General features: G+C 41.6%; 22 protein-coding genes. 10 read left to right on the forward strand and 12 right to left on the reverse strand.

From position 1 onward, the window contains the following. Positions 1 to 115: 115 nt before the first annotated feature. Positions 116 to 805: a CHAT domain-containing protein gene (locus tag DP117_RS14395; protein ID WP_248277663.1), complete on the reverse strand. Its 690-nt coding sequence runs from the start codon at positions 803 to 805 to the stop codon at positions 116 to 118. A 546-nt stretch (positions 806 to 1351) separates the two neighbouring features. Here DP117_RS14395 and DP117_RS14400 point away from each other — a divergent pair. After that, entirely contained in the window at positions 1352 to 4522 is a 3171-nt protein-coding gene (locus DP117_RS14400) for a filamentous hemagglutinin N-terminal domain-containing protein (protein WP_169218986.1), read from the forward strand. Between the two features lie 29 nt (positions 4523 to 4551). On the opposite strand, the gene DP117_RS14405 is transcribed toward DP117_RS14400, so the two are convergent. From DP117_RS14405 to DP117_RS36225, 3 genes are all read right to left on the reverse strand, one after another. Beyond that, positions 4552 to 5340 carry a DUF928 domain-containing protein gene (locus tag DP117_RS14405; protein ID WP_169218987.1) on the reverse strand — a complete coding sequence of 263 codons (789 nt, stop codon included), beginning with the start codon at positions 5338 to 5340 and terminating at the stop codon, positions 4552 to 4554. Between the two features lie 295 nt (positions 5341 to 5635). Then, positions 5636 to 6721 carry a CHAT domain-containing protein gene (locus DP117_RS14410; RefSeq protein WP_348983000.1) on the reverse strand — a complete coding sequence of 362 codons (1086 nt, stop codon included), beginning with the start codon at positions 6719 to 6721 and terminating at the stop codon, positions 5636 to 5638. Next, on the reverse strand, positions 6714 to 7424 hold the full coding sequence (locus DP117_RS36225; RefSeq protein ID WP_248277664.1) for a tetratricopeptide repeat protein: 711 nt from the start codon (positions 7422 to 7424) through the stop codon (positions 6714 to 6716). The genes DP117_RS14410 and DP117_RS36225 overlap by 8 nt, the downstream gene beginning before the upstream one ends. A gap of 380 nt (positions 7425 to 7804) precedes the next feature. Between DP117_RS36225 and sipA the strand changes: the two genes are divergently transcribed. Together sipA and DP117_RS14420 are read left to right on the forward strand one after the other, a co-directional pair. Then, positions 7805 to 8068, forward strand: a complete 264-nt coding sequence (sipA, locus tag DP117_RS14415) for a regulatory protein SipA (RefSeq protein WP_169218988.1) — start codon at positions 7805 to 7807, stop codon at positions 8066 to 8068. Between the two features lie 36 nt (positions 8069 to 8104). Beyond that, entirely contained in the window at positions 8105 to 8662 is a 558-nt protein-coding gene (locus tag DP117_RS14420) for a peroxiredoxin (protein WP_169218989.1), read from the forward strand. Positions 8663 to 8975: 313 nt separating this feature from the next. On the opposite strand, the gene DP117_RS14425 is transcribed toward DP117_RS14420, so the two are convergent. Further along, complete coding sequence (locus tag DP117_RS14425) at positions 8976 to 9380, reverse strand: fasciclin domain-containing protein (RefSeq protein ID WP_169218990.1); 405 nt, start codon at positions 9378 to 9380, stop codon at positions 8976 to 8978. Between the two features lie 292 nt (positions 9381 to 9672). Between DP117_RS14425 and DP117_RS14430 the strand changes: the two genes are divergently transcribed. The 3 genes from DP117_RS14430 to DP117_RS14440 are packed head-to-tail and all read left to right on the forward strand — an operon-like array spanning position 9673 to position 11816. After that, positions 9673 to 10158, forward strand: a complete 486-nt coding sequence (locus DP117_RS14430) for a hypothetical protein (RefSeq protein ID WP_169218991.1) — start codon at positions 9673 to 9675, stop codon at positions 10156 to 10158. Next, positions 10155 to 11021, forward strand: a complete 867-nt coding sequence (locus DP117_RS14435; protein WP_169218992.1) for a polyphosphate kinase 2 family protein — start codon at positions 10155 to 10157, stop codon at positions 11019 to 11021. The genes DP117_RS14430 and DP117_RS14435 overlap by 4 nt, the downstream gene beginning before the upstream one ends. 24 nt (positions 11022 to 11045) lie before the next feature. Then, positions 11046 to 11816 carry an SDR family oxidoreductase gene (locus tag DP117_RS14440; RefSeq protein WP_169218993.1) on the forward strand — a complete coding sequence of 257 codons (771 nt, stop codon included), beginning with the start codon at positions 11046 to 11048 and terminating at the stop codon, positions 11814 to 11816. A gap of 1033 nt (positions 11817 to 12849) precedes the next feature. Here DP117_RS14440 and DP117_RS14445 read toward each other — a convergent pair. Beyond that, positions 12850 to 13017: a hypothetical protein gene (locus DP117_RS14445; protein ID WP_169218994.1), complete on the reverse strand. Its 168-nt coding sequence runs from the start codon at positions 13015 to 13017 to the stop codon at positions 12850 to 12852. A gap of 231 nt (positions 13018 to 13248) precedes the next feature. Further along, complete coding sequence (locus DP117_RS14450; protein WP_169218995.1) at positions 13249 to 13497, reverse strand: hypothetical protein; 249 nt, start codon at positions 13495 to 13497, stop codon at positions 13249 to 13251. A 406-nt stretch (positions 13498 to 13903) separates the two neighbouring features. Between DP117_RS14450 and DP117_RS14455 the strand changes: the two genes are divergently transcribed. Beyond that, positions 13904 to 14113, forward strand: coding sequence for an element excision factor XisI family protein (locus DP117_RS14455; protein WP_169218996.1), 210 nt, complete (start codon positions 13904 to 13906; stop codon positions 14111 to 14113). Continuing rightward, complete coding sequence (locus DP117_RS14460; protein ID WP_169218997.1) at positions 14106 to 14252, forward strand: hypothetical protein; 147 nt, start codon at positions 14106 to 14108, stop codon at positions 14250 to 14252. The genes DP117_RS14455 and DP117_RS14460 overlap by 8 nt, the downstream gene beginning before the upstream one ends. Positions 14253 to 14327: 75 nt before the next feature. Here the strand turns inward: DP117_RS14460 and DP117_RS14465 are convergent, their stop codons facing one another. Next, positions 14328 to 14723: a hypothetical protein gene (locus tag DP117_RS14465; RefSeq protein ID WP_169218998.1), complete on the reverse strand. Its 396-nt coding sequence runs from the start codon at positions 14721 to 14723 to the stop codon at positions 14328 to 14330. A 503-nt stretch (positions 14724 to 15226) separates the two neighbouring features. Further along, positions 15227 to 16585 (reverse strand): RNA-guided endonuclease TnpB family protein, encoded by a 1359-nt coding sequence (locus DP117_RS14470; RefSeq protein ID WP_169218999.1) that lies wholly within the window; start codon positions 16583 to 16585, stop codon positions 15227 to 15229. Positions 16586 to 16794: 209 nt separating this feature from the next. On the opposite strand from DP117_RS14470, the gene tnpA reads away from it, so the two are divergent. Beyond that, complete coding sequence (tnpA, locus tag DP117_RS14475; protein WP_169219036.1) at positions 16795 to 17196, forward strand: IS200/IS605 family transposase; 402 nt, start codon at positions 16795 to 16797, stop codon at positions 17194 to 17196. Between the two features lie 122 nt (positions 17197 to 17318). On the opposite strand, the gene DP117_RS14480 is transcribed toward tnpA, so the two are convergent. Both DP117_RS14480 and DP117_RS14485 read right to left on the reverse strand, forming a co-directional pair. Next, a complete protein-coding gene (locus DP117_RS14480) occupies positions 17319 to 18254 on the reverse strand; it encodes an alpha/beta hydrolase (RefSeq protein ID WP_169219037.1) in 936 nt (311 codons plus the stop codon). A 282-nt stretch (positions 18255 to 18536) separates the two neighbouring features. Continuing rightward, positions 18537 to 19064: a DUF4112 domain-containing protein gene (locus DP117_RS14485; RefSeq protein ID WP_169219000.1), complete on the reverse strand. Its 528-nt coding sequence runs from the start codon at positions 19062 to 19064 to the stop codon at positions 18537 to 18539. A 486-nt stretch (positions 19065 to 19550) separates the two neighbouring features. On the opposite strand from DP117_RS14485, the gene DP117_RS14490 reads away from it, so the two are divergent. Next, positions 19551 to 20003, forward strand: a complete 453-nt coding sequence (locus tag DP117_RS14490; RefSeq protein WP_169219001.1) for a hypothetical protein — start codon at positions 19551 to 19553, stop codon at positions 20001 to 20003. Positions 20004 to 20121: 118 nt separating this feature from the next. Here DP117_RS14490 and thrC read toward each other — a convergent pair whose 3' ends face one another. Continuing rightward, on the reverse strand, positions 20122 to 21213 hold the full coding sequence (gene thrC, locus DP117_RS14495; protein WP_169219002.1) for a threonine synthase: 1092 nt from the start codon (positions 21211 to 21213) through the stop codon (positions 20122 to 20124). Between the last annotated feature and the right edge of the window lie 497 nt (positions 21214 to 21710).

Here is a 21710-nt window from a genome sequence, read left to right on the forward strand (position 1 = left end):
CCCTTTTCCCCTTGTCCCCGTGTCCCCATGTCCCCGTGTCCTCTTTTCCCCTTGTCCCTGCGTCCCCGCGTCCCCGTGTCTCCGTGTCCTCTTTTCCCCTTGTCCCCGTGTCCTCTTAGATGGGATCAGATTCTGGTGTTATCGCTGGTGTCGCCTCTGGCACCTCAACCAAAACATTCTCTACGGCAGGAGTGTTAACAGGATCGCCTTGGCATGGAGATTCTTCGGCTGGGGAATCTTTCTTCAGGAGTTGAGGTGTGAGATTTTGTGCTATTCCTGCCATCAAAATTACATTACAGCCCAGCTTATAGGCAAACTCATAATTTCTACCTGCTCCCAATGCATCATAGAAACCCACAGCAAATTCAACTGCAGCTTTATCTTGAATTGCCTGACTCATGCCTACCACATAATTAATATGTTGGGCAATCTCCTGTGCCTGATACTTTGAGTAGCAAGCATTGAGGACAACACACTCTACTTGATCAGCAAAAAGTTGAAACAATCCCGCTAAAGCCTCAGCATCAACTAACTTAACTTGACCCATCTCATCTTCAAAAGCTAAGCCTTCTTCTCCAGTGCCATGCCCGCAAAAGTGAATAATATGTGGTTCATAGTCGAGAATAGCTCTGTGGATATCCCTATAGCGTACTGCTTCTGCTGTCTCTATTAAATAGAAGTCACGCTTTTTTGCTCGTCTCAACCCCTCTTTGATTTCGCGCATCTCCTCATCCAAACGAAGCTGACTTGTGCCTCTAGGATTTGCTGACAACAGTAAGATTTTTCGGGGTTGAGTGTTATCCATTTGACTTAATGGGGCTTAACAGGGCAGGCTGGAAGAAATTTGCATTTAAGCTGTGATAATTACAAGCTGTGTAGAAAAAATATTTTATCTTTTTTCTTTTAACTATTACTGTACCTAATACAGCTGATACTGTAAGCTTTTGTAGGATTATGCAACAGTGGCTGAAAAAAACAAATTTAGTTATACATACTATGGTTAATTTGTACAGTGGATAATTCCAAGAGCTAACAGGACTTACGCAAAGTCGAGAATGTCATACTGAGCGAAACGGAGTGTAGCGAAGTATCAAGAAAGTTCTGAGTCCCTGAGTCCTTACGGACACGCTACGCGAACCGGACACGCTGCGCGTTCACGAAGTGTGCGCTTTGCGCTTACGTTTCGCGCTTCGCTACACTCAGAATGACAGTTTTTCGTTAAAATGCGTAAGCCCTAAGTTAAGAAAGTTGGAGCAAAGTGCATAAGTTGATTTGAATGGCATCGATATACCTAATGAAGACTTTTTGCTTAATTTCCTTTTACTAGGTGAGCGTTATGCTTGGGGTGTCTATGCGTAAAAACTGGTTGCAAGCATTAGGGATTGTCATTGGTAGCACAATGGTCTTAAGCGCAAATAGCGCTCAAGCTCAAATTACACCAGATGGCACACTTCCAAATAATTCCAACGTCAACTTAGAAGGCAATATCTTTAATATCACTGGGGGAACCTCGGCAGGTAGTAATCTGTTCCATAGTTTTAAGGATTTTTCTGTCCCCACTGGTTCTACAGCTTTTTTTAACAATTCTCAAAATATTCAAAATATCTTAACCCGAGTGACAGGCGGGTCGATATCTAATATTGATGGGTTAATTAAAGCCAACGGCACAGCTAACCTGTTTCTAATGAATCCCAATGGCATTGTATTCGGGCAGAATGCAAGGTTGGATATTGGTGGTTCGTTTGTTGCCAGTACCGCTAGTAGCTTAAAGTTTAAAGATGGTTATGAGTTTAGTGCTACTAATCCTCAGTCAGCACCCTTGTTAACGATAACTGCGCCTATAGGATTGGGTATGAGCAATAATCCAGGGGAAATCAAGGTTAATGGATTGGGGCACGACATTGAATATAACAATATCAAAGCAGAACTGCGTCCTCGTGTTACAAGCAGTGTTCCAGGATTGGAGGTTCAAGAGGGTAAAACATTAGCACTGGTGGGAGGTAAGGTGTCTCTTGAAGGTGGTATTCTCAAGTCACCACAGGGACGTATTGAAATCGGCAGTGTTGGCAGCAATGAGACTGTAAGTCTTGTTCCAGTACCAAAAGGTTGGAAGCTGAGTTATCAAGGCATTACTAATTTTGAAGATATCCGGTTTTCCAAAAAACCCTTCGTCGATACCACAGGAAATGGTGGTGGTTCCATTGCGATCGCTGGTAAAGACATCAATTTCACTGGAGAATCTATTATTCTATCAGATACCTATGCTGACCGTAATGGCGGTGAAATCAGCGTTCTCAGTGACAACAACATAACGGTCAATGAGTCAGATCTGAGCACTAACACCTTCAGTTCCGGTGATGCTGGACCAATTACGCTGATTGCCAAGAAATCTATTTTTCTAGAAAATAACGGTGGTGCAGGCAATCATACAGAAGGAATAGGAAACGCTGGAGAAATTACCCTCAAAGCAGATTCTATTGTTGTCAGAAATGACAGTGGGCTAGGCAGTAATACTTATAGTGAAGGGAATGCCGGACGTATAAACGTTGAAGCTAAGTCTCTACGGATTGAACAACAATCTGGTTTTAGTACTTTCTCTCAAGGAAAAGGTAATGCTGGGGAAATCAATATTACTATAGACGGCGAGTTCGTACTGAGTAATGGAGGAGGGTTCGGGAGTCAAGCCTACAACGCAGGTGATGGTGGAAAAATTAACATCACTGCAAATTCTTTCTTAATTGAAAATACGGGGTTTGATACCAACACGAAATCATCAGGTAATGCTGGAGAAATCAACATTAATGTCAAAGATTCTTTTGTAATCCGTAAAAAATCTGGTATCAGTAGCAATACTTCAGGCACAGGGAACGCTGGAAAAATCAGCATACTAGCAAAGAATTTGCTAGTTCAGGACTCTGTGGGAATCAGTAGTAGTACCACGGGGCAAAGTAGTAAAGGTAATGGCGGAGAAATTAAGGTTGATACAGGCTCCTTAACGATTCAAAGGGACGCAAATATAAACACTAACTCTTCAAATGCAGGGAACGCAGGGAAAATCAGCGTTAACACAAATTCTTTACTACTGGAAGAAAATGCGGTGATCGAGAGTGTTGCACAAGAAGACAGCACAGGTAACGCCGGAGACATAGATCTTAAGGCGAACTCTTTGACAGTTCAAAATGAGTCTAATATAAATACAAACTCTAAAGGTGATGGTAACGCTGGGAAAATCAGCATTACTGCAAATTCTTTGCTTGTTCAAGAATTTACGGGAATCGATAGTAAGACGACGGGACAAAGTAGTAAAGGTAATGGCGGAGAAATTAAGGTTGATACAGGCTCCTTAACGATTCAAAATTACGCAGGTATAAACACTAGCTCTTCAAATGCAGGAAACGCTGGGAAAATCAGCATCACAGCACAGTCTTTGCAGGTCCAAAACTCTGCAGGACTTGGTAGCAATACAAAGGAAAGTAGCACAGGTAATGGCGGAGAAATCACAGTTAATGCAGGCTCCTTATTGGTAAATGATGCGGTTATAAATAGTGGTACAGAGGCGACGGGAAGTGCAGGAAACTTAACTATAAAAGCAAATAGCCTAATTCTTGAGAATAATGGCAGCTTGCGAGTTGAAAGTACTGGTACTGGGAATGCTGGTATTTTGAATATTACGGCAGATAAAATTCGCCTTGATAAACAGAGTTTCATCAGTGGAAGTACTCGCTCTGGAAATGGTGGCGATCTCATACTAAACGTTGGTGATTTATTGCTGCTACGCCGTGGTAGTAACATCTCTGCTACTGCGGGTACTGCACAGCAGCGAGGTAATGGCGGGAATATCACAATTAATAGTCCTAATGGCTTTATTGTTAGCGTCAAAAATGAAAATAACGATATATTCGCTAATGCCTTTGCAGGCGCAGGTGGGAAAATTCAAATCAACGCTAAAGGTATTTTTGGTATTCAACAGCGTAGTCGAGACGAATTGGTGAATCGCTTAGGAAACGATCCCGTTCAACTAAATCCGCAAAATCTCATAACCAGTGATATCACAGCTTTTTCTCAACAAAGTCCTACTTTAAGTGGTGAGATTGCTATTAGCAACCCTGATAGAGATCTCAGCAAAGAAACATTTTCTTTGCCAGAAGAAGTGCTAGATGTAGCCAGATTAATTAACCAAAATGTTTGTGCAGGAACCAGGAGTAATACTAGCAGTAGCTTCACTGTTACTGGACGAGGTGGATTACCCGCCAGCCTCAACGAGATATTTCCAAGCGAGGAACCACTGGTTGAGCTACTTGAGTTACCTGATAGCAGAAATCGTAATGAGGCTGCGAGTCAATATACTCAAGTTTCAGAACGTACCCGAATTTCACCGTCTTCTCATCCACAAGAAATTGTAGAAGCACAGGGTTGGGTTGTTGATAAAAATGGTGATGTCATTCTAGTTGCGCAAGCACCCAATGCGACCCCTCATGATCCCATGTTCAATGGAGTTTCATGCTCTGCTTCTAACAATTGATGATAATGTACTCTACAGACTCTCTTTGCTTAGTTTTTTATAGGAGCAGAAGATACCGCATCTAAACCCGCTGACTGCAATAAATCTTTCCAAACTGTTGTCAATTCTGCATTCTGCGGCTGCGATTGGCGTAAAGAAGCCAAATCCGCTGCTGCTTCTTGCCATATCCCAGCTTTGGCATACAACGCAACTCGGTCTATAGGTTGTGCTTTGTTTAATTGACTCGCCAGTGCTGGGTTTGGTTGGACTCGCCGGACAACTCCCTCAGCAAACGGGTCTCTTGGTCCTGCTGGCTGACAAACCATTGATACCACCCATTTGTAATCCTGATTAATTGCCAGTGGTCGTGCAGTGGTTGGCAATTTGAAGCTGACAATGCCTGGAGTTCCCTTTAAGCCCTGCTTTGTCTTATAGATGCCCTCTCCTTGTTGATTTTCTAAAGTAAACACCACTGACGATGCAGAACTTTGAGGCACATACGCCAGAAAAGTTGGGTGAGGGGACACCGTTAACCCCAATTTTGAGGAAGTTGGTACCAGGAGAGTCAAAGGCTGCTCAGTTGTTTTTCTGTCTAAGGTTTGGCTGGCAGTTTTTCTATCCTGCGGGCATTTGTCATTGTCGCGCCTACCTCCACCTATGGTCACTTTCGGTGCAGCTTGGTCGGGAGGAGGGTCAAATGTGACTCTGCGCTTTTTGCCTGGAAATGCAGTAGTTTGTTGTGGATTAGCCCCTTGTACGTCAATAAATACGCTTAAAGAGACAGCCAATGGTATTGTAAAAATGAGTGCTAATCCCTGGTATAACTGTGCCCTAGTCATAATGAAACTCTCCTTAGAAAAGGAAGTTGTTGACTGGTCTTATAAAAAAAGTCCAGTTACTTTGACTCGTAGCATAGTTTTTCTAAATTGTGTTTAGTGAGAATATAGATTTTCATAAATAGTCAAGAGTCAAAAGTTCTTCTTGACTTTAGAGCCAATTACCTACAAGTCAAGCCAAAAGTAGGGTGTGTTACGGCACAAACTGACTAAGGATAGTAAAAATAAATATTTTTGCCGTAACGCACCGAAATAAATGGTGCGTTGCTGATAACTGATAACTGATAACTGATAACTGTTAAAGCCAATTACCTACAAGTACAAAACCTGCCCAATAGAAGGGATGCTTGTATCCAGGCTCTTTCAAGAGCTTTAGTTGTGCTTGTCGCAGGGCTTCTGCTTTCGTTGTCTGGGAGTTTGCTAATTGACGGTAAAATTCTGCCATAAAATCGGCAGTAGATTTATCTTCTACAGACCACAGAGTCCCCAAGGTACTACGCGCACCAGAACGCACTGCTACACCTGCTAGCCCTAGCGCTGCACGTTTATCACCCTCAGCAGTTTGACAGGCACTGAAAACCAGCAACTCAATTGGAGTTGGTGTACTTTGTTCTCTAGTTCTGAGTATTTCTCCCAACTGTTTCACGTCTAACCGACCATCCCAAGTGAGAATGTATGTGTCAGCAGCGTTGGAACTAAATTGACCGTGGGTTGCTAAATGCACAACTTGGAACGGGTTAGCACGGATTTGTTTTTGAATAGCGGCGCTGGTAAATGTTTGATTCAGTAAAACCTGTGCTGGAATTTCTGACTTGATTTCGCTCACTTCTGACTCGACACCAGGTAGAGCAGCAAAGCCTTGAGTTGACTGACTCACTCCAGCAACCAGAACTTTGATTTGCTGACGTTGCAAAGGTTGTGGTGCTAAAAGTTGTAGTCCGGGGGTGAGGGCAATACTATATTTTTCTAGCAAATATCGTTGACCGTCGTGCAGTGCGACCATTGGCAGATTTTTCAGCGAGCCGTCGAGAATAAATGCTAAGGTTTTTATTTTACTAGCTTGCAAATCAGCTTCCGCAGGTCGGACTATCAAATCGTAAACTTTTTGGGCAACTGGCAAACGTTCTTCTGTCAAAGATGTCCGTGAGAGAGAAGCTTGCATTTGCTCAACAATTTGTTCAACTTGCTCCTGGGGAATAGTTGTCGTGTAGTGACGCAGCGGTTGATTTGGTAGCGAGAGGATGACTTCTAGGCGATCACGTAGAATTATTGGATAGATAACTGCTGCCTGCGGGTCAATTTTATCAACTTGAACCGGCAGCTTTGTTAAGCAAGCTTCACGAAAGTAATTATCTAATTCTGCGATTTGTAAGGACTCAATCACGTTCAGGGCTTTTGCCAAATTTGCCTGACTTACCTGTTGTAGAGCCTTTGACTCCTTTTTTATCCTTGGCTTGTTGATAAATATCAGTTGCTTGAAGCCAGGTGTCGAATGCTTGTTCAGCCTGTCCTTGAGCCAGTTGCAAACTCCCCTGAATATTTAAGGCATCAGCCAGGAGATTTTGAATAGAACTTTCTCCATCTTTCCCCTTTGCTTCCTTCAGCAAAGTTATACTCTGAGCGATCGCCTGATTTGCTTGAGTCCACTGTCCTAACTGCTGGTATGCTAGTGCTACATTACTCAGCACAACTGCCTGACGGAGGCGATCGCCTCTTTGGGTAAATAAATGTAATACTTTCTGCCAGACGGTAATTGCATTAGCAAACTGTCCAGCTTTGTAGCTTTCTTTACCTAGTTGTACTAACTGGGACGGTTCATTCGTCAGCGACTGGACAACTGATGAATTTGAGGTAACAGCAGTGACTTGAGGTATTTGTTCTATTGCGGCTAAGCGTCCAAAACCCAGATCCACCGTTAATCCCAAAATGCAGATTCCTAAGGCAAAGAATTTACTAAATTGTACTATTCCAAAATTACCGTGAGTTAGGTGATGGTATAAATGCCGTTGCTTTACTCTCCTGCTCTCCCATTGCCTGATGCGGAGATACTTGATAAACCTTTTCAACTGTGCCTGTAGAATCTGCAAGACCAATTATCTCCTTGGCACATTTAGACACTAAAATGACTTCGCTTTTATTTTTAGTAATGCTTGGACAACTATTTTGAAGCCGTGCAAATAAAAAAGCTATAAAAAGCCAACTAAAAAAGTACACTTTGCAGTATATCTCAGCAGTGCTAATTATAGGTAACAATAGCTCAATTGCCAAATCATTGCTATTGCGCTGACATCTTGCATCAATCTCAACAAGTAGGTTGCAGAGGTACTCTAAGTCTGGGAGAAAGGGCGTAGAGATGACATCACTTTTCTGAGATTATCGAATTATGGATTGGGTCTGGCTAAACTCGATTAGCTCAAGAAACAATTCCCAAAAAATATCTCGTTGTAACACTCAAAACTCACTCAACATGTCCAAAGAATTTGCCATTGGTAGTAAAGTCCGCGTCGTAGCACTACCCCCCTACGTGAAAACTGCTGAACCCATGCCCATGCTCCGCCCTCCCGATGTGATTTACATTGGTGAAGAAGGTATAGTTCTAGACCGTCGTCCTGGTGGATACTGGGGTATTCGCTTTACAAGAGGAGCTTTTCTCCTTGACAGTCAATATATTGAAAGCGTGGAAACAGCTTTAGATGCTCAAGAATCTGAGAATAGCAACGAGAAATTGTAAACTTATTTTAAGTTGTCTTTCTGGTCTGCATACATAATGATTTCTCGTCGCACTTTTTTAAGCATATTATTTGCTGCATGTTTGGCTGTCGTCAGTTGGTTCAATTTTGTCCCAACTGCTCATGCACTTGGTGGTAAACTTCCCGCAATAAATCAACCTGCACCAGACTTTACTTTGCCAACAAACACTGGTAATGGTAAAATATCGCTTTCTGACTTACGCGGTCAGTGGGTAGTTCTCTACTTTTACCCCAAAGACTTTACTTCCGGTTGTACCATTGAAGCTCGTCGCTTTCAGCAAGATTTACCAAAATACATCGAAAAAAAAGCTCAAATCATTGGTGTCAGCGCTGACGATGTTGATTCCCATGCAGAATTTTGTGATTCAGAAGGACTAAAATTCCCTCTGTTAGCTGATACCACTGGGGCGGTGAGCAAGGCATATGGTTCTTGGTTGGGCTTTGTATCTGTACGTCACAGCTTTATCATTGACCCACAAGGTATTCTGCGTGAGACTTTTGTCAAAGTCAATCCAGCTATCCACAGTAAAGAAGTTCTGGCGCGACTTGATGAATTGCAAAAAGCTGCTGCTTGATAGTAGGTATTTGCCAGCTGTCAGCTTTTCTTAACTGCTGGTGATGAACTCATTCCCAGGTTCTACCTGGGGTCAAAAAAGAATACATCCAGACAGTAACGGTGAGACCAGTGCTGCGGGAGGGGAGCCACTGCGTTGGACGGGTTTCCCGGCTTGAAGCATGTGGCGTTTTCCCTCCGCAGGCATCTGGCGTTAGCGCAGCGTGACCGTTCGGCCTCAAGCCGTGCCCGAAGGGCTCAGGTCATACCCGAAGGGTGCAGTGACTATTAGAAATCGCTGCACCGCAGATAGTATTCGTTATTTATGAATTTGCTTACGCAGGAATCAACACAGTGTCAATGACGTGGATAACACCATTATCAGCTTCAACATCTGGTGTTACAACTGTGGCATCATTTACCTTGACGCCGCCATTGGAAGCGTCAATTTTTACAGATGAACCTTCAACCGTGGGCGCTGAATCCAGGTTAACCACATCGGCCGCTTTTACCTTGCCTGAAACGACATGGTAAGTCAGGATTTTCGTCAGTTGTGGAATGTCCTGAAGCAATGCGTCTACTGTGCCTGCTGGAAGCTTAGCAAACGCTTCATCAGTGGGCGCAAAGACGGTAAATGGACCAGCACCTTTGAGCGTATCTACCAAACCGGCAGCCTGGACTGCAGCAACTAGGGTGCTGAAAGAACCTGCATTAACGGCGGTATCAACAATGTCAGCCATGTACTTTACCTAGTTTTGTGTGGTTTCCGTAAATGAGTATAAAGTCTTTTACAAAACTTATCTACACAAAACTTTACAAAATCTATCTATAGATATAGAAAACCGGTGAGGGGCTAGAGTCTGGATGAATAAGGGTAGTCAGTAATCGTATCATGTTTGGAAAATTATCTACAAGAAAACTTGTTTGTGGTACAGACTTTAGTCCTTGATTCTTGTAACGCTTTGTAGAATGAAGTTAACAAGGCAATGTTTTTATTTGCCGAAATGGCTTCTAGTTGCTTGAAAAACGACTATGGACTTTGAACCCCAAACCACCCGAACTGCTGCACCAAAGGTAGAATTTGCTCAGCCGCCAGTTCCTCGTAAGCCTCTGGAATTGCTGCGAGATACTGAAGCATTGTTGCGTCGTCCTGCAGTAGGAGTAATTGTGCCGATTTTGTCACCAAAGGTAGCTAGACGAGTGGAAGCAGCTTCGTCTTTAGCAGAGGACTCTTTGCAGGATTTAGCAGAAATTGATTTAGACAAGATTAGCGACTGGGAACTGCAACCTGCACGTATTCAGGTTGGTTTAAGCTTTGTAGGGTTTGGGGCTTTGATGATAGTTGTTCTGTTGCTGTACCTAAATACATTGCATCCAGAACTCAGTACAGTTCAACAGATTGGCAAATATTGGTATCAGTATGTTTGGTTTGTTTGTTTGGGCGTGACGGGAATGTTTGTTCTTGGACGAGAAGCAATGCGTACTGCCCAACATCAGCAAAATTCAGATAAATTATGAACTACACTCGTTTTATTGTTACACCTGGTTCTAAAATTTCCTTGAAAGATTATGACCCTAAGTATACAGGTCATTTTCAGAACAAGACTGAAGCACAAGGCAAATTACAAACTGATATTCAACAGCTTGAAAAATACCAAAATGTTCTTTACGCTCAAAACACTTATGCCTTACTGATTATCTTTCAAGCAATGGATGCTGCTGGTAAAGATAGTACCATCAAACATGTGATGTCAGGTGTCAACCCACAAGGATGTCAGGTATTCAGTTTCAAGGCACCAAGTGCTGAAGAATTAGACCATGATTACCTTTGGCGAAGCGCAAAAGCCCTGCCTGAACGAGGTCGGATTGGAATTTTTAATCGTTCATATTATGAAGAAGTGCTTGTGGTTCGTGTTCATCCAGGAGTTCTCAAAAAGGAACAACTTCCCCACATTCCAGAGGGTAATCAAATCTGGAAGCAACGCTTTGAAGAAATTAACAATTTTGAAAAATATCTGGTAAATAATGGGATTATTATCCTTAAGTTTTTTCTGAATGTTTCCAAATCAGAACAAAAAAAACGCTTTTTGGAACGTATTGAATTACCAGAGAAACATTGGAAGTTTTCCATCAGTGATGCCCAAGAACGAGCTTTTTGGGATGATTATATGAACGCTTATGAAGACCTTTTCAATCACACCAGCACTTCTTGGGCACCTTGGTACATTATTCCTGCTGACCATAAATGGTTTACACGCCTGACTGTTGCGAACATCATTTGCAATAAATTAAAAGAACTCAATCTACAATACCCAATAGTTAGTGAGGAGCATAAACAGTATCTTTTGCAAGCGAAGCAAATGCTAGAAAATGAAGAATAAACTTATTTGTAGCTTAAGAAAATTATGGCAGGTCAATTTGACGGCAAAGTTTCACTTATAACAGGTGGTACTTCAGGTATTGGTCGATCTACAGCTATTGCCTTTGCAAAAGAAGGAGCAAAGGTAGTCTTGACCGGTCGTCGTGAACAACAAGGAAAAGCTGTGGTTGAGGAAATCAAAGAATTAGGTGGTGAAGCCATTTTTTTTCGAGCAGATGTTTCACTGGAAGAAGATGTAAAAGCAACAATTTTGAAGACAATTTCAACTTATGGAAAACTCGATTGTGCCTTCAACAATGCGGGGATTGACTTGCCACCTATCCCACTTCATGAACAATCAGTTGAAAATTTTGATAAGCAGATGGCAATCAATGTACGTGGTGTTTTCCTCTCAATGAAGTATGAAATCATTGAAATGCTTAGACAAGGAGGAGGTGTTATTGTTAATAATTCATCAGTCGGTGGACTCGTCGGTCGTTCAGGTATCAGTATTTATACTGCGAGTAAACACGCTGTCATGGGCTTAACAAAATCTGCCGCTCTTGATTACGCTCAGCAAGGTATTCGCATAAATGCAATCAACCCTGGTATAATCGCCACTGACATCATATCGCGTTATGCAGAAAGTCTAGGAGATGCCACAACAGCCTCTGAGCAATTAGCTAATTCGGTTCCAATGGGACGTATGGGCAATTCAGAAGAAATTGCTGGTGCAGTGCTATTCTTGTGTTCTGAAGCAGCTGCTTACATTACAGGTCAATCATTGGTTGTGGATGGTGGTATATTAGCGAATTGATCACAAAGTTCAGCTCAATGCATGAGTGACTTGAGTTGTTCATTCCAGAAGAAATAACGTAGATAGTACACTTTTATTCACAAACATCCAAAACTAGTTTACAAACCTTAAACATAAAAACCCTCGAATGAATTCGAGGGGTCACGCAAGGAACAATTAAAAAACTTGTTATCTAAACAAAAAAAAAGAATCTAAAAATTCATAAAAACCTATAGTTCATATAACCTCTGATAAATTGTCTGTTCCGACCCACCCAGTTCTAGCTTCCCGTTTATTTAGGCAAAGAACATTACTTTTTTCTCTTCTCTCAAGCGTACTAGGAAATTCTCTAATATAAACCTCTGGTAAGGAAGCACACTTTATTTCACTAAACACTGGCATGACCTGCCAGCAACTGCGGCAGAACCAGTAAATTTCTTGATTACGTATGTGACGTAACAGTGGACGAGAACAGCAAGGACAGTTATTCATGGTTTTTTAAGATTTTTATACTAAATGTGTTAGCTCTCAATTAAGAACCAAAACTTTTCATGCTTTAAGAATAAATGACAATTGTGAGAAACTTGTGAGGTGTACAGAAAATTTTCTCATTTTCGTAAAAAATATACATAATCTGTAAGCGATAACCTCCACAAACATATCAATTTAGAAATATTTTAGAAATGTTTTTGTTTCTTCGTATCTTCACAAAATTCTTAATAAAAACAGCTGGAGTACTTAACTCTTTTCAGTACTCTTTTAAGTTGTTACGCCTATAAATGTACTGTGCAGAGGGAGGAAGTGACCAAGGGAAAGGATTTGACGGTTTTCTTCAAAACTGAAAGATTGCTGATTCCTGTTGCAAAAATGCTTGAATTGTCATGTTTACCGAGTGAGAACATAGGAGTGAGATTCCATGTCTTTGGGACAGGCTATAGCGATCGCGTTCCGCTGTACTGCGTTTCGCGACTCATGACATTCACGTGAAGTCTGTTGGAAAGCATCTTCTTTCCAACAGACTTCACGATTTTTTGAATGAGTGTACGAAGTCTAATCAACTTGCATGATCCCAATCGCTGAGTAATTCATGGTCCTGCTGTTTCATCTGACGTGGGCGTAATGGCGTCAAAGGAGTACCAATATTCGTGTTGCGAAAAGACTTTTGTTTTTTCTTAGTGGATTTGCTGTCTTGTTTGTTGGAGTTGATTTCTAGGATCGTCATGGTATTGTCTTTTATATTGTCGTTTCGGGATTTGCGATTCTTGAGGCATCGATAAATCTGCAATCATTGCTTGTACCTTCATCTGTATGCTCAAATCTCTATTTAGATCCTCACTCTGTGAGGAGTCATTTCCGGAAAAAGAAAAAACGACAAAAACAGACTCTCTCACCTGCGCACAGAGCCTGTCTATCGATCTAATACTTGATTTGTTTTATACTAACACAACCGTTACTATTTCGCAATTGTTTGCTCACAGCCAACGATAACGAGTTGTTGCACCTGCTGCTTGTTGCACAGCCTTAACTCACGAGACTCCTGTCGAATCTTCCCTGAACTAGCAGCCTCCTGCAACGTCATGAAAGCATGCAAATCTTCCGACCCATACTTAGTCTTCAGAAGATTTCGCAATTGTTCTTCCGCTGCAACGCTGAGATATCCAGTTGTTATTGCTTCTTGAACAACGTCACGAATTAACATCATACCTGGAAAAATCTATATGGTTCTGACAAATACAATTTCTTCATAAGAAGTTTCGTTTTTTGTCATTAGTCTTTACGATAGCTTGATTTAGTTAATTTTGTCATTAATCCAAGAAAATAGTTAGGTTCCATAAAATTGTGGTTATTTGAATCCATATGAGAGTCTAGCTTTTCGCTCTCAGCAGCGTCATGGTTAGGGCACAAAGGTAAATCATAAGTACAAATATTACGCGATCGCTAGCTTCTGCATCGTGCTTCCCAAAAATAATGTTTTCTAGCAGGGTTTTTGGCATTTTTTTCATTCACGAGGTATATTGACAAATGCGTCACAATTTTCACTTGTCACTAATGCGAATTCCTTGTGAATATTGCAGCAGTAAAAAACGCCTTCCACACCTGTGGACAAAATGGCGGCATTATTTTTCCTGCCCTTATTGGTACCTACAGTTCAGCAATGCTACAGCGTCGGTACAGTTCCGATTCAGGAGCAATATCAAAACTATGTCCAACAAGTCATTACAGAATATGCCCAGCTAGATTCATCAAAAGATGAAATCGAACAACAACTCATTTTTGATACGGTTCGCAACCACTATCATTCGTTTGTATATGGATGAGGATTCTGGTGATACTGCATTAGTGCTAGCTTTGAAAAATCGGAGTGTAGATGTGATTACGACTTTGGGTGTAAACCGATTGAGCTTTCCTGACGAAGAACAATTAATTTGGGCAAGATCGCAAGGTCGTGTTTTGTAGAGTGCGCCCGCTGAGTCTAGAAGACACGCACTTGCGGAAGGCGATCGCCCTGTTGTCGTTGCCCAACCTACGCATCTACGCGGATTGAGTATTCTGGCTGGATGCGTTCTGTGCAACAGTTTTCATGCGAGTGACTCGGCTTTTACGGATACGTTCACTTTTGCGAACTCCACCTGCCATCTCATATTCCCGACTGTCTTTGCCGTATTTAAAAGCAACCCCAATCAGCATTTTCTCTGAGAGATTGCCCAAAGTTTGTTCTAACAATTCAATCTCTGTTTTGGAAGAGTCAATCGCGGTGATAGCAGTGTTATGAGCATCTATCTTATTGCGTAACTCCTCAATGAGTTGTGTCAGGTTTTTCAAGTTGCAAGCATCCCCAAGATCCAGATTTAGATCAATTGCCTTGAGTCCAGCGCATCTTAACTCAGCATTTTCTAGAACGCGGGATTTACGTTTTCTTAGAGACATAAATTTACTTTTCTGCAAGATTTCTAAAGTTACTATGTCTTACTGCAACTATATTCTGGTTCAGCAAAATCCACAAATTATTGTACTTGTTATAAGGTAATTACTGGTAAATTTTCGTAATTTCTTTGAAGCGTCTAATCTTAATCACACCTTGAGTATTCATAACCACAGATAAAACTGCATTAACTACAGCTTGAGCATTCATAACTACAGAAGAAGCTGCGTTAACCACAGCTTCAAGTTTACTTATATTCTCCAAAGTATTTATAAGTAATACTTAAGCTGCATGAACGACCGCTTCAAGGTTAATTATAGTACTATTAGCGTTTCTAACCACAGCTTCAGGATTCATCATTACAATTTAAATTGTATTAACTACAACTTGAACTTTACTTTTGACACTCCCCTGGTTGCGTGAATATCGCTACGCTCATTCCCGCTAAAAACCAGGGGATTCTTAAGATATTGCGATCTTAATATCCTGATTTCTCAGGTTCCCAGGCTCACGGTGTTTGCTCATAGAGCGCCGTGATATCTCCGCAGCGTTGTTTCGGGCGTTTAAGTTCCGAGAAGTCCTCCCGTACTATTGAAAATGCTTTATCTCTGATGTTTTTAGCGGCATTAATATCAGCATGATGCATCCAACCGCAACTTATACAGATGAATTTTTCGCGATCACGGTTTGATTTATCAATATGCCCGCAATTTTGACACTTTTGACTGGTATGCTTGGGATTGACTTTAATCACAACTTTTCCTGACTTTGCAGCCAGATACTCAATCTTTAAAATCAAATCACTCCAACTAGCATCAGAGATTGAACGATTTAACCCTTTCTTTCTTGATTGTCCGTTTTTTAAAAATCTACCTGTCTGTTCATCTACTTTCGGCTTGCAACGTCGTTTCATTGCAGAGACATTTAAATCTTCAACTGCAATAGCATCAACATTTTTAGAAACAATTTTATTGGCTACATACCATTGATAGGCTTGACGTTTATCAGCAATTATTTTGTGTAATTTACCTACTTTAATAGTTGCTTTTTTACGGTTTGCACTACTTTTAACTTTCTGATTAACTCTACGCTGTCTAACTTTTAGAATTCGTTTAGTTTTTTTGTTGGTTAAAAATTTCGGATTCTCAATTTGGTAGTTATCAGAAAGATGAACTAATTTTGTAATTCCGAAATCGCAACCAATTATTTTCTTGACCTCAGTTAAAGGTTTAACAACGTAATCTGGTACTGTTTTATCCTCAATTCTAATTGAAACATACCATCCATCTTGACGCTTCCTGAGAGTGCATGCCTTGATAGTAAATCCAGTGGGAATTGGTCTAGAGTTAAAAAATCTCATCCATCCCAATTTAGGCAGATATATTTTATCTCCTTGAACTTTCACACCCATTACATAGGTGAAAGATGTGAAGTTGCTACGGTTTTTAAATTTCGGAAACCCTCTTCCTATGCTTTTCGGGCACGCTGCGCGAACAAAAAAGTTTTTGTAAGCTATATCTAATCTTTTGACGTTTTGCTGTAATACTGTTGAATCAATCTCAGCATACCAGGGTCGAGCCTTTTTCAATTCTGGTAAAGCTGTTATTTGAATATCACCAGCACTACGTCTAGGATTTTTCTGTTGAGAATCTTTCCAAGCCTCCCCAGTCGCACCATTCTTGCTAACAAAACATGTGATAGGGCAAGCTTCCGCTTTAGTTCTAATATCGCAGTAATCACCTTGAATATATTGTTGAGCATATTGAGTTAAGCGGTCATTCAAGCACCAATTATAATGACTACGTAACATATCAACCCAATTACTCATTTTTAATTGTTGAGCAATGTTGGGACGTAGCTTGTACACATAGTTTGTTAGCAAGTAGTATCACCTCCTTGTTGTCTATCACATACATCTAAGATACACTAACCTTAGACAAGTCAGCAAGAAGAAATTGTAAAGATATGGCGTCGAATTTGCCGCAAAAAATTGGGCAGCCCTCAAAGAACGAGTACCCGACTACGCCGACAGATCAACAAAATACAGGGCTGCCCAATTTTTCAGGATCAGGCTCCGTGAAGTTTGAGCCAGACGAGTACAGGCATGAAAGCAATGCTGTATCTCTTCTTAACTATCATTTTGTATGGATACCAAAACGTAGAAAAAAGGTATTAATTGGAGCAATAGCGGAACGACTTCAACAAATTATTTGTGAAGTCTGTCACGAAAATAGATGGAAAATTTTAGCTATGGAAATTATGCCTGACCATGTGCATTTATTTGTAAATGCAAAACCAAGTGATGAGCCTAGTAGGATTATCAGATTGATTAAAGGCAGGGCATCATCTTATTTAAGAAAAGAGTTTCCAGAACTCCTTAAGCTCCCTACTTTATGGACTCCGAGTTATTTTGTTAGTACTGCTGGTAATATTTCTACTGAAGCGGTTAAAAACTATATTGCACAGCAGCGAGAATAATTAACATGACGGTAGGCTCAAGCCTACGTCGTGGTTTTCATCTCCGGGCTAAAGCCACGGAGTTTTCAACCTACCCCTTATAAAAACGGCTATTGAGCAAGCTAGGTTTGCTATGCGACAGTTTAACAGAAATTGGTTTCCTGCAAGAAATGAAGAATTGCTGCATTCACTGCTTCCGAAGCACCAGTCGATGCATCATGACAGCAGTTGGGTAGAATTTGTAATTTTGCATGAGGGAGGCGCTGACGCAATTTTTCCCCATCGCTAGCAGGAAACCAACTATCTTGTTCACCCCATAAAATCAGGATCGGACACTTAATCGCACTAAGATTATGCTGAAGCTTACTAATTAAACTTGGTTTATTGGTTTGCAGGTGTTCAATTTCTCGCGCTGCTATTTGTAACTCTTCAGCTACCTTCGCAAGAGTCCCTGGAATTTCAATGTAAGGGTAAGTTATCCAGTAAATATCTTCCTGCGTTAGTATTGATGGGTCGTACAAAACTCCACGCCTTTCTATTGCCATAATTTCTCTTACCAATGGTGCAAATAGATGCGCTAGACGAGAGGAGTCAATTGCTTGTATGATTTCTAAAGGTATTTGAGAAAGTAGCCACATTCCCCAATGAGGTAAACGTTGCGGGAAAATAGGTACATTGAGTACCACAAGCCGTCCAATTAACTGGGGATTTGCTTGAGCAAGACCAAGGGCAATTAATGCACCTAAAGATTCTGCCACAATAACAACGGGTTCATCGCACAAGGAAAGAATTATTCTTTCAAACTCAGTAATTTGATGACCACTCTGTTCTCGACGAGACACGGGTTTTTCAGAAAACCCATAACCTTTGGCGTCAAAACAAATGACTCGAAAATGCTCAGAGAGTGGCTGGACGCTATGACGCCAATTGTAGCTCCAACTACCAACACCATGTAAGAAAAATAAAGGTTTACCTGTTCCTTTTTCACCGTAAGCGATTTTGACAGGATACCCATTCGCATCAGTAATTATAAGATTTTGCCGACCTTTCGGGAAAGTTTCTTGCCACCAGTCTTTCATTAATTTTGTCGTCACCTATTCAACCACTTAGCAGTTAGCAGTTAGCAGTTATCAGTTATCAGTTATCAGTTACCAGTTATCAGTTACCAGTTACCAGTTTGAAGAAGAATTCAGCAATTCTGAATTCAGTATTCACCAAGGAAGAAATAAAGAATTCCGACTTCTGACGACTGACGTCACGACTCCTGAATGCCAGACGCCTCAAGTCGGGAAACCCGCCCACGGCGCTGGCTCCTCCTGACTCCTGACTCCTTCACTGGTCACTGTTTACTGTGTACTGTTTTAACCGCCAGTGAACAATCCCTGAAGCGTTCCAAAGAGTGCTCCAAGCAGTCTTACGAGTATCACGCTCAATGTGACTAGTCCAATGGCAACTATGAACAATACAATAAAAACCGCAATGATAAACCACTTGTCTGCACTTTTGCTTTGGGTGGGAAACCTCAGATGATTTTCCAGTAGCTTGATATTATACTCGTTAGCTTTCCAGCCAAGATCAAAGAAGTCTCCTGCTATCGGTATTGCGCCTATTAAGCCATCAATGATGATATTCAGCACCATTCTACTTAAAGTCGCCGCAGGTGCTCCCAGACGCGCAGCTTCAAGGACAATGTACGCTGAAAGCATAACTCCCAAAAAATCACCACCAACAGGTATTAATCCCAAAACTGGATCTAAACCAACACTCAGCCGTGTTCCTGGAACGGTAATGGCTCTATCAAGCACCTGGCTTAACTGACGTAGCCTTCTTAAAGTCGGCGTTTGGAGATCTGCTTCAATAGTAGGATAATTACGAGGAAATTCAGACATTACGGCGTTTGTATTTGATTGTGTTAAACCGTTAAATATTCTACCTCTCTAGTTGGGACACAGAATAGTCCGAGTTTATCATTTGATATAAATTATGTTATGTCTTCAAATTTTGTGAGTCAGAAATAGTGTCAGCGTTTATATATTTTTATCGTAAGAATTCAGGAGCGGAGCCGGAGCCGCTCCGCCTCCGGTCAGAATCCAGGAGTCAGAATAGTTAAAGAATCAGGAGAACATTTGATGAATGAACATACCAATTATACTGGACTCCTTACAAATTCTGACTTCTGACTCCTGAGTGCAGCAATTCTTACTTTTTATCATTTATATATTTTTATCACATTTCTACTATGAAGCGGCGATCGAAACTGTGCGTTTAGCAGCCCAAGCCAAGACAACAAACATATGACGGGCGCGCTGAGTACCCGTCTCAGGTTTTCTCCCTGGCTTAAAAGCAGAGAGTTTCCACACCTACCAATAACTTTTATGACTCAAGAATTAACATCGCAGTGGTTAGCAGAAATCAAAGCACTCAAACAGCAGATTGCGGAACTTCAAGCCGAACACGACGCCGGATGGCAAAGTGCCGAAAAATGGCGCAAACTCTACAACATTGAAGCAGAACAACGCCGTACAGATGCTCAAATGGCACAGCAGACAATCGCGTCTTTAAAAGCACAAATACAGCAAATTCAAGGTATTGAGGAAGCAAGACTTGATGATCCTACGGTGGCGACAGCGATTGAGCAAGAAGTCGAACAACTAAAATCAGTCGAGGAATTGCAAGCAAAACTGATTACGGTTACCAAAGAACGCGATCGCCTGCTACAAGCTTTGAAAACAGAACAAGAAAACCACACCCAAACACGCAAAAGCCTAACCACTGCTTTAGGTGATGCGATAGATGGCTTAACAAAGGAGAAGAGAGTGAAGGAGTGAGGGAGAGAGGGGTAGCACAGGGGCAAAGGGGAAGAAATTCAAAATTTTGAATTTTGAATTTTGTTAGCGCAGCGGTGCGCAGCACATTTTGAATTTTGAATTGATCTGTCCCCTTGTCCTAAAACCCCATCGCCTCTGCTACTGCCAAAAGTTTTGGTTCAATGCCTTGTTTAAATTTACTATCACTATGTTTGATAGCTGTATCTGGATCTTTGAGACCATTACCAGTAAGGATACAAACGACTGTCGCACCTGTAGGAACTTCGTCTTTCACCTGTAACAAACCAGCAACAGAAGCAGCGCTAGCAGGTTCGCAGAAAATCCCTTCTTCGGATGCTAAAAGGCGATAGGCATCAAGAATTTCCGCATCGGTGACGGCGTGGAAATTGCCCATGCTTGCTTGTTGGACTGCAACTGCTTTTTCCCAGCTGGCGGGGTTACCAATACGAATGGCTGTGGCTATGGTTTCTGGATGTGTCACTGGTTGTCCAGTTACAAGGGGAGCTGCACCTGCTGCTTGGAATCCCATCATCTTAGGTAGGCGATCGCACTTTTGGGCTTGATGATATTGACAAAAGCCCATCCAATATGCTGTGATATTTCCCGCATTCCCTACTGGAATACACAGCCAGTCTGGAGCATTACCCAAAACATCAACAATTTCAAATGCTCCTGTTTTTTGACCTTCTAAGCGGTAAGGATTAACTGAGTTTACCAAAGTGACTGGATAACTTTCGGCCATTTCGCGGACAATTTCCAGTGCTTGGTCAAAATTTCCTTTAATTGCCAGGACTTCTGCCCCATACAGCAACGCCTGTGCCAACTTGCCTAACGCTACATAGCCATCGGGAATTAAGACAAAGGCACGCATTCCTCCACGCCGAGCATAAGCTGCTGCTGCTGCTGAGGTGTTACCTGTACTAGCACAGATAACTGCCTCTGCTCCAGCTTCCTTTGCCTTAGAAATTGCCAATGTCATTCCTCGGTCTTTAAAGCTACCAGTGGGGTTAAGACCATCGTATTTGACGAAGACACGCACTTGTCTACCAACACGTTCAGCAATCGAAGGAACGGGTATTAACGGTGTATTGCCCTCTAAGAGAGTGACAACTGGTGTTTTTTCGTTAACAGGCAAGTACTCGCGATATTGTTCTATAAGTCCAAGCCAGGGTTGGCGATGAGATTTAGCAGCAGACAGACTTAAAGTCACGGTATTTAAAAGCTCTTAGCTCCAGTTGAAAACAGCATCTGGTACTATTTTGCACCTTATATGCTATGCAAGTGCAAGGGGGTTGAAAAAAGGTAGCTATGTTGAAGAGTGAGTCTTTTGGAACAAAACTGTAGTATACGCAGTCTCCTGAGAGATAAGCACTATTAAAGATGTTTGAGAAGTCAAAATTATCTTATTTGAATGCGCGGGGGCACCAAGAAACTCCCTGTAAACTTAGTGCGAATTGCGCCTAGCGTACTGTTACGCACAGTTTGTCCACAGGACTTATGAGCACGCACTCGCACTCAAAGAAGCTTTGCTAACGAGCGTTGCCCTTGCCGGAAACATGTCCGGAGGGTTTCTCGTGAGAATGGAGCTGTGTTAACAGCATAAGATATTAGCACTTTTCAAAAAGTCTCTGAGATATGTTAAATTGGCGGGAGAAAAATATACAATTATTTAATGATTCTTAAAACTCGCCTATTATAATATCTCTA

The organism is Brasilonema sp. UFV-L1 (assembly GCF_012912105.1).
Classification (GTDB): domain Bacteria; phylum Cyanobacteriota; class Cyanobacteriia; order Cyanobacteriales; family Nostocaceae; genus Brasilonema.

What these genes read in the sequence shown, in the direction of transcription:
- DP117_RS14400 (WP_169218986.1), top strand. Translation starts at nt 1,352, where the DNA reads ATGCGTAAAAACTGGTTGCAAGCATTAGGGATTGTCATTGGTAGCACA.
- DP117_RS14440 (WP_169218993.1), top strand. Translation starts at nt 11,046, where the DNA reads ATGGCAGGTCAATTTGACGGCAAAGTTTCACTTATAACAGGTGGTACT.
- DP117_RS14480 (WP_169219037.1), bottom strand. Translation starts at nt 18,254, where the DNA reads ATGAAAGACTGGTGGCAAGAAACTTTCCCGAAAGGTCGGCAAAATCTT.
- DP117_RS14455 (WP_169218996.1), top strand. Translation starts at nt 13,904, where the DNA reads ATGGCGGCATTATTTTTCCTGCCCTTATTGGTACCTACAGTTCAGCAA.
- DP117_RS14445 (WP_169218994.1), bottom strand. Translation starts at nt 13,017, where the DNA reads ATGACGATCCTAGAAATCAACTCCAACAAACAAGACAGCAAATCCACT.
- DP117_RS14430 (WP_169218991.1), top strand. Translation starts at nt 9,673, where the DNA reads ATGGACTTTGAACCCCAAACCACCCGAACTGCTGCACCAAAGGTAGAA.
- DP117_RS14460 (WP_169218997.1), top strand. Translation starts at nt 14,106, where the DNA reads ATGGATGAGGATTCTGGTGATACTGCATTAGTGCTAGCTTTGAAAAAT.
- DP117_RS14435 (WP_169218992.1), top strand. Translation starts at nt 10,155, where the DNA reads ATGAACTACACTCGTTTTATTGTTACACCTGGTTCTAAAATTTCCTTG.
- DP117_RS14420 (WP_169218989.1), top strand. Translation starts at nt 8,105, where the DNA reads ATGATTTCTCGTCGCACTTTTTTAAGCATATTATTTGCTGCATGTTTG.
- DP117_RS14485 (WP_169219000.1), bottom strand. Translation starts at nt 19,064, where the DNA reads ATGTCTGAATTTCCTCGTAATTATCCTACTATTGAAGCAGATCTCCAA.
- DP117_RS14405 (WP_169218987.1), bottom strand. Translation starts at nt 5,340, where the DNA reads ATGACTAGGGCACAGTTATACCAGGGATTAGCACTCATTTTTACAATA.
- DP117_RS14425 (WP_169218990.1), bottom strand. Translation starts at nt 9,380, where the DNA reads ATGGCTGACATTGTTGATACCGCCGTTAATGCAGGTTCTTTCAGCACC.
- DP117_RS14450 (WP_169218995.1), bottom strand. Translation starts at nt 13,497, where the DNA reads ATGATGTTAATTCGTGACGTTGTTCAAGAAGCAATAACAACTGGATAT.
- sipA (WP_169218988.1), top strand. Translation starts at nt 7,805, where the DNA reads ATGTCCAAAGAATTTGCCATTGGTAGTAAAGTCCGCGTCGTAGCACTA.
- DP117_RS14465 (WP_169218998.1), bottom strand. Translation starts at nt 14,723, where the DNA reads ATGTCTCTAAGAAAACGTAAATCCCGCGTTCTAGAAAATGCTGAGTTA.
- DP117_RS14395 (WP_248277663.1), bottom strand. Translation starts at nt 805, where the DNA reads ATGGATAACACTCAACCCCGAAAAATCTTACTGTTGTCAGCAAATCCT.
- DP117_RS14490 (WP_169219001.1), top strand. Translation starts at nt 19,551, where the DNA reads ATGACTCAAGAATTAACATCGCAGTGGTTAGCAGAAATCAAAGCACTC.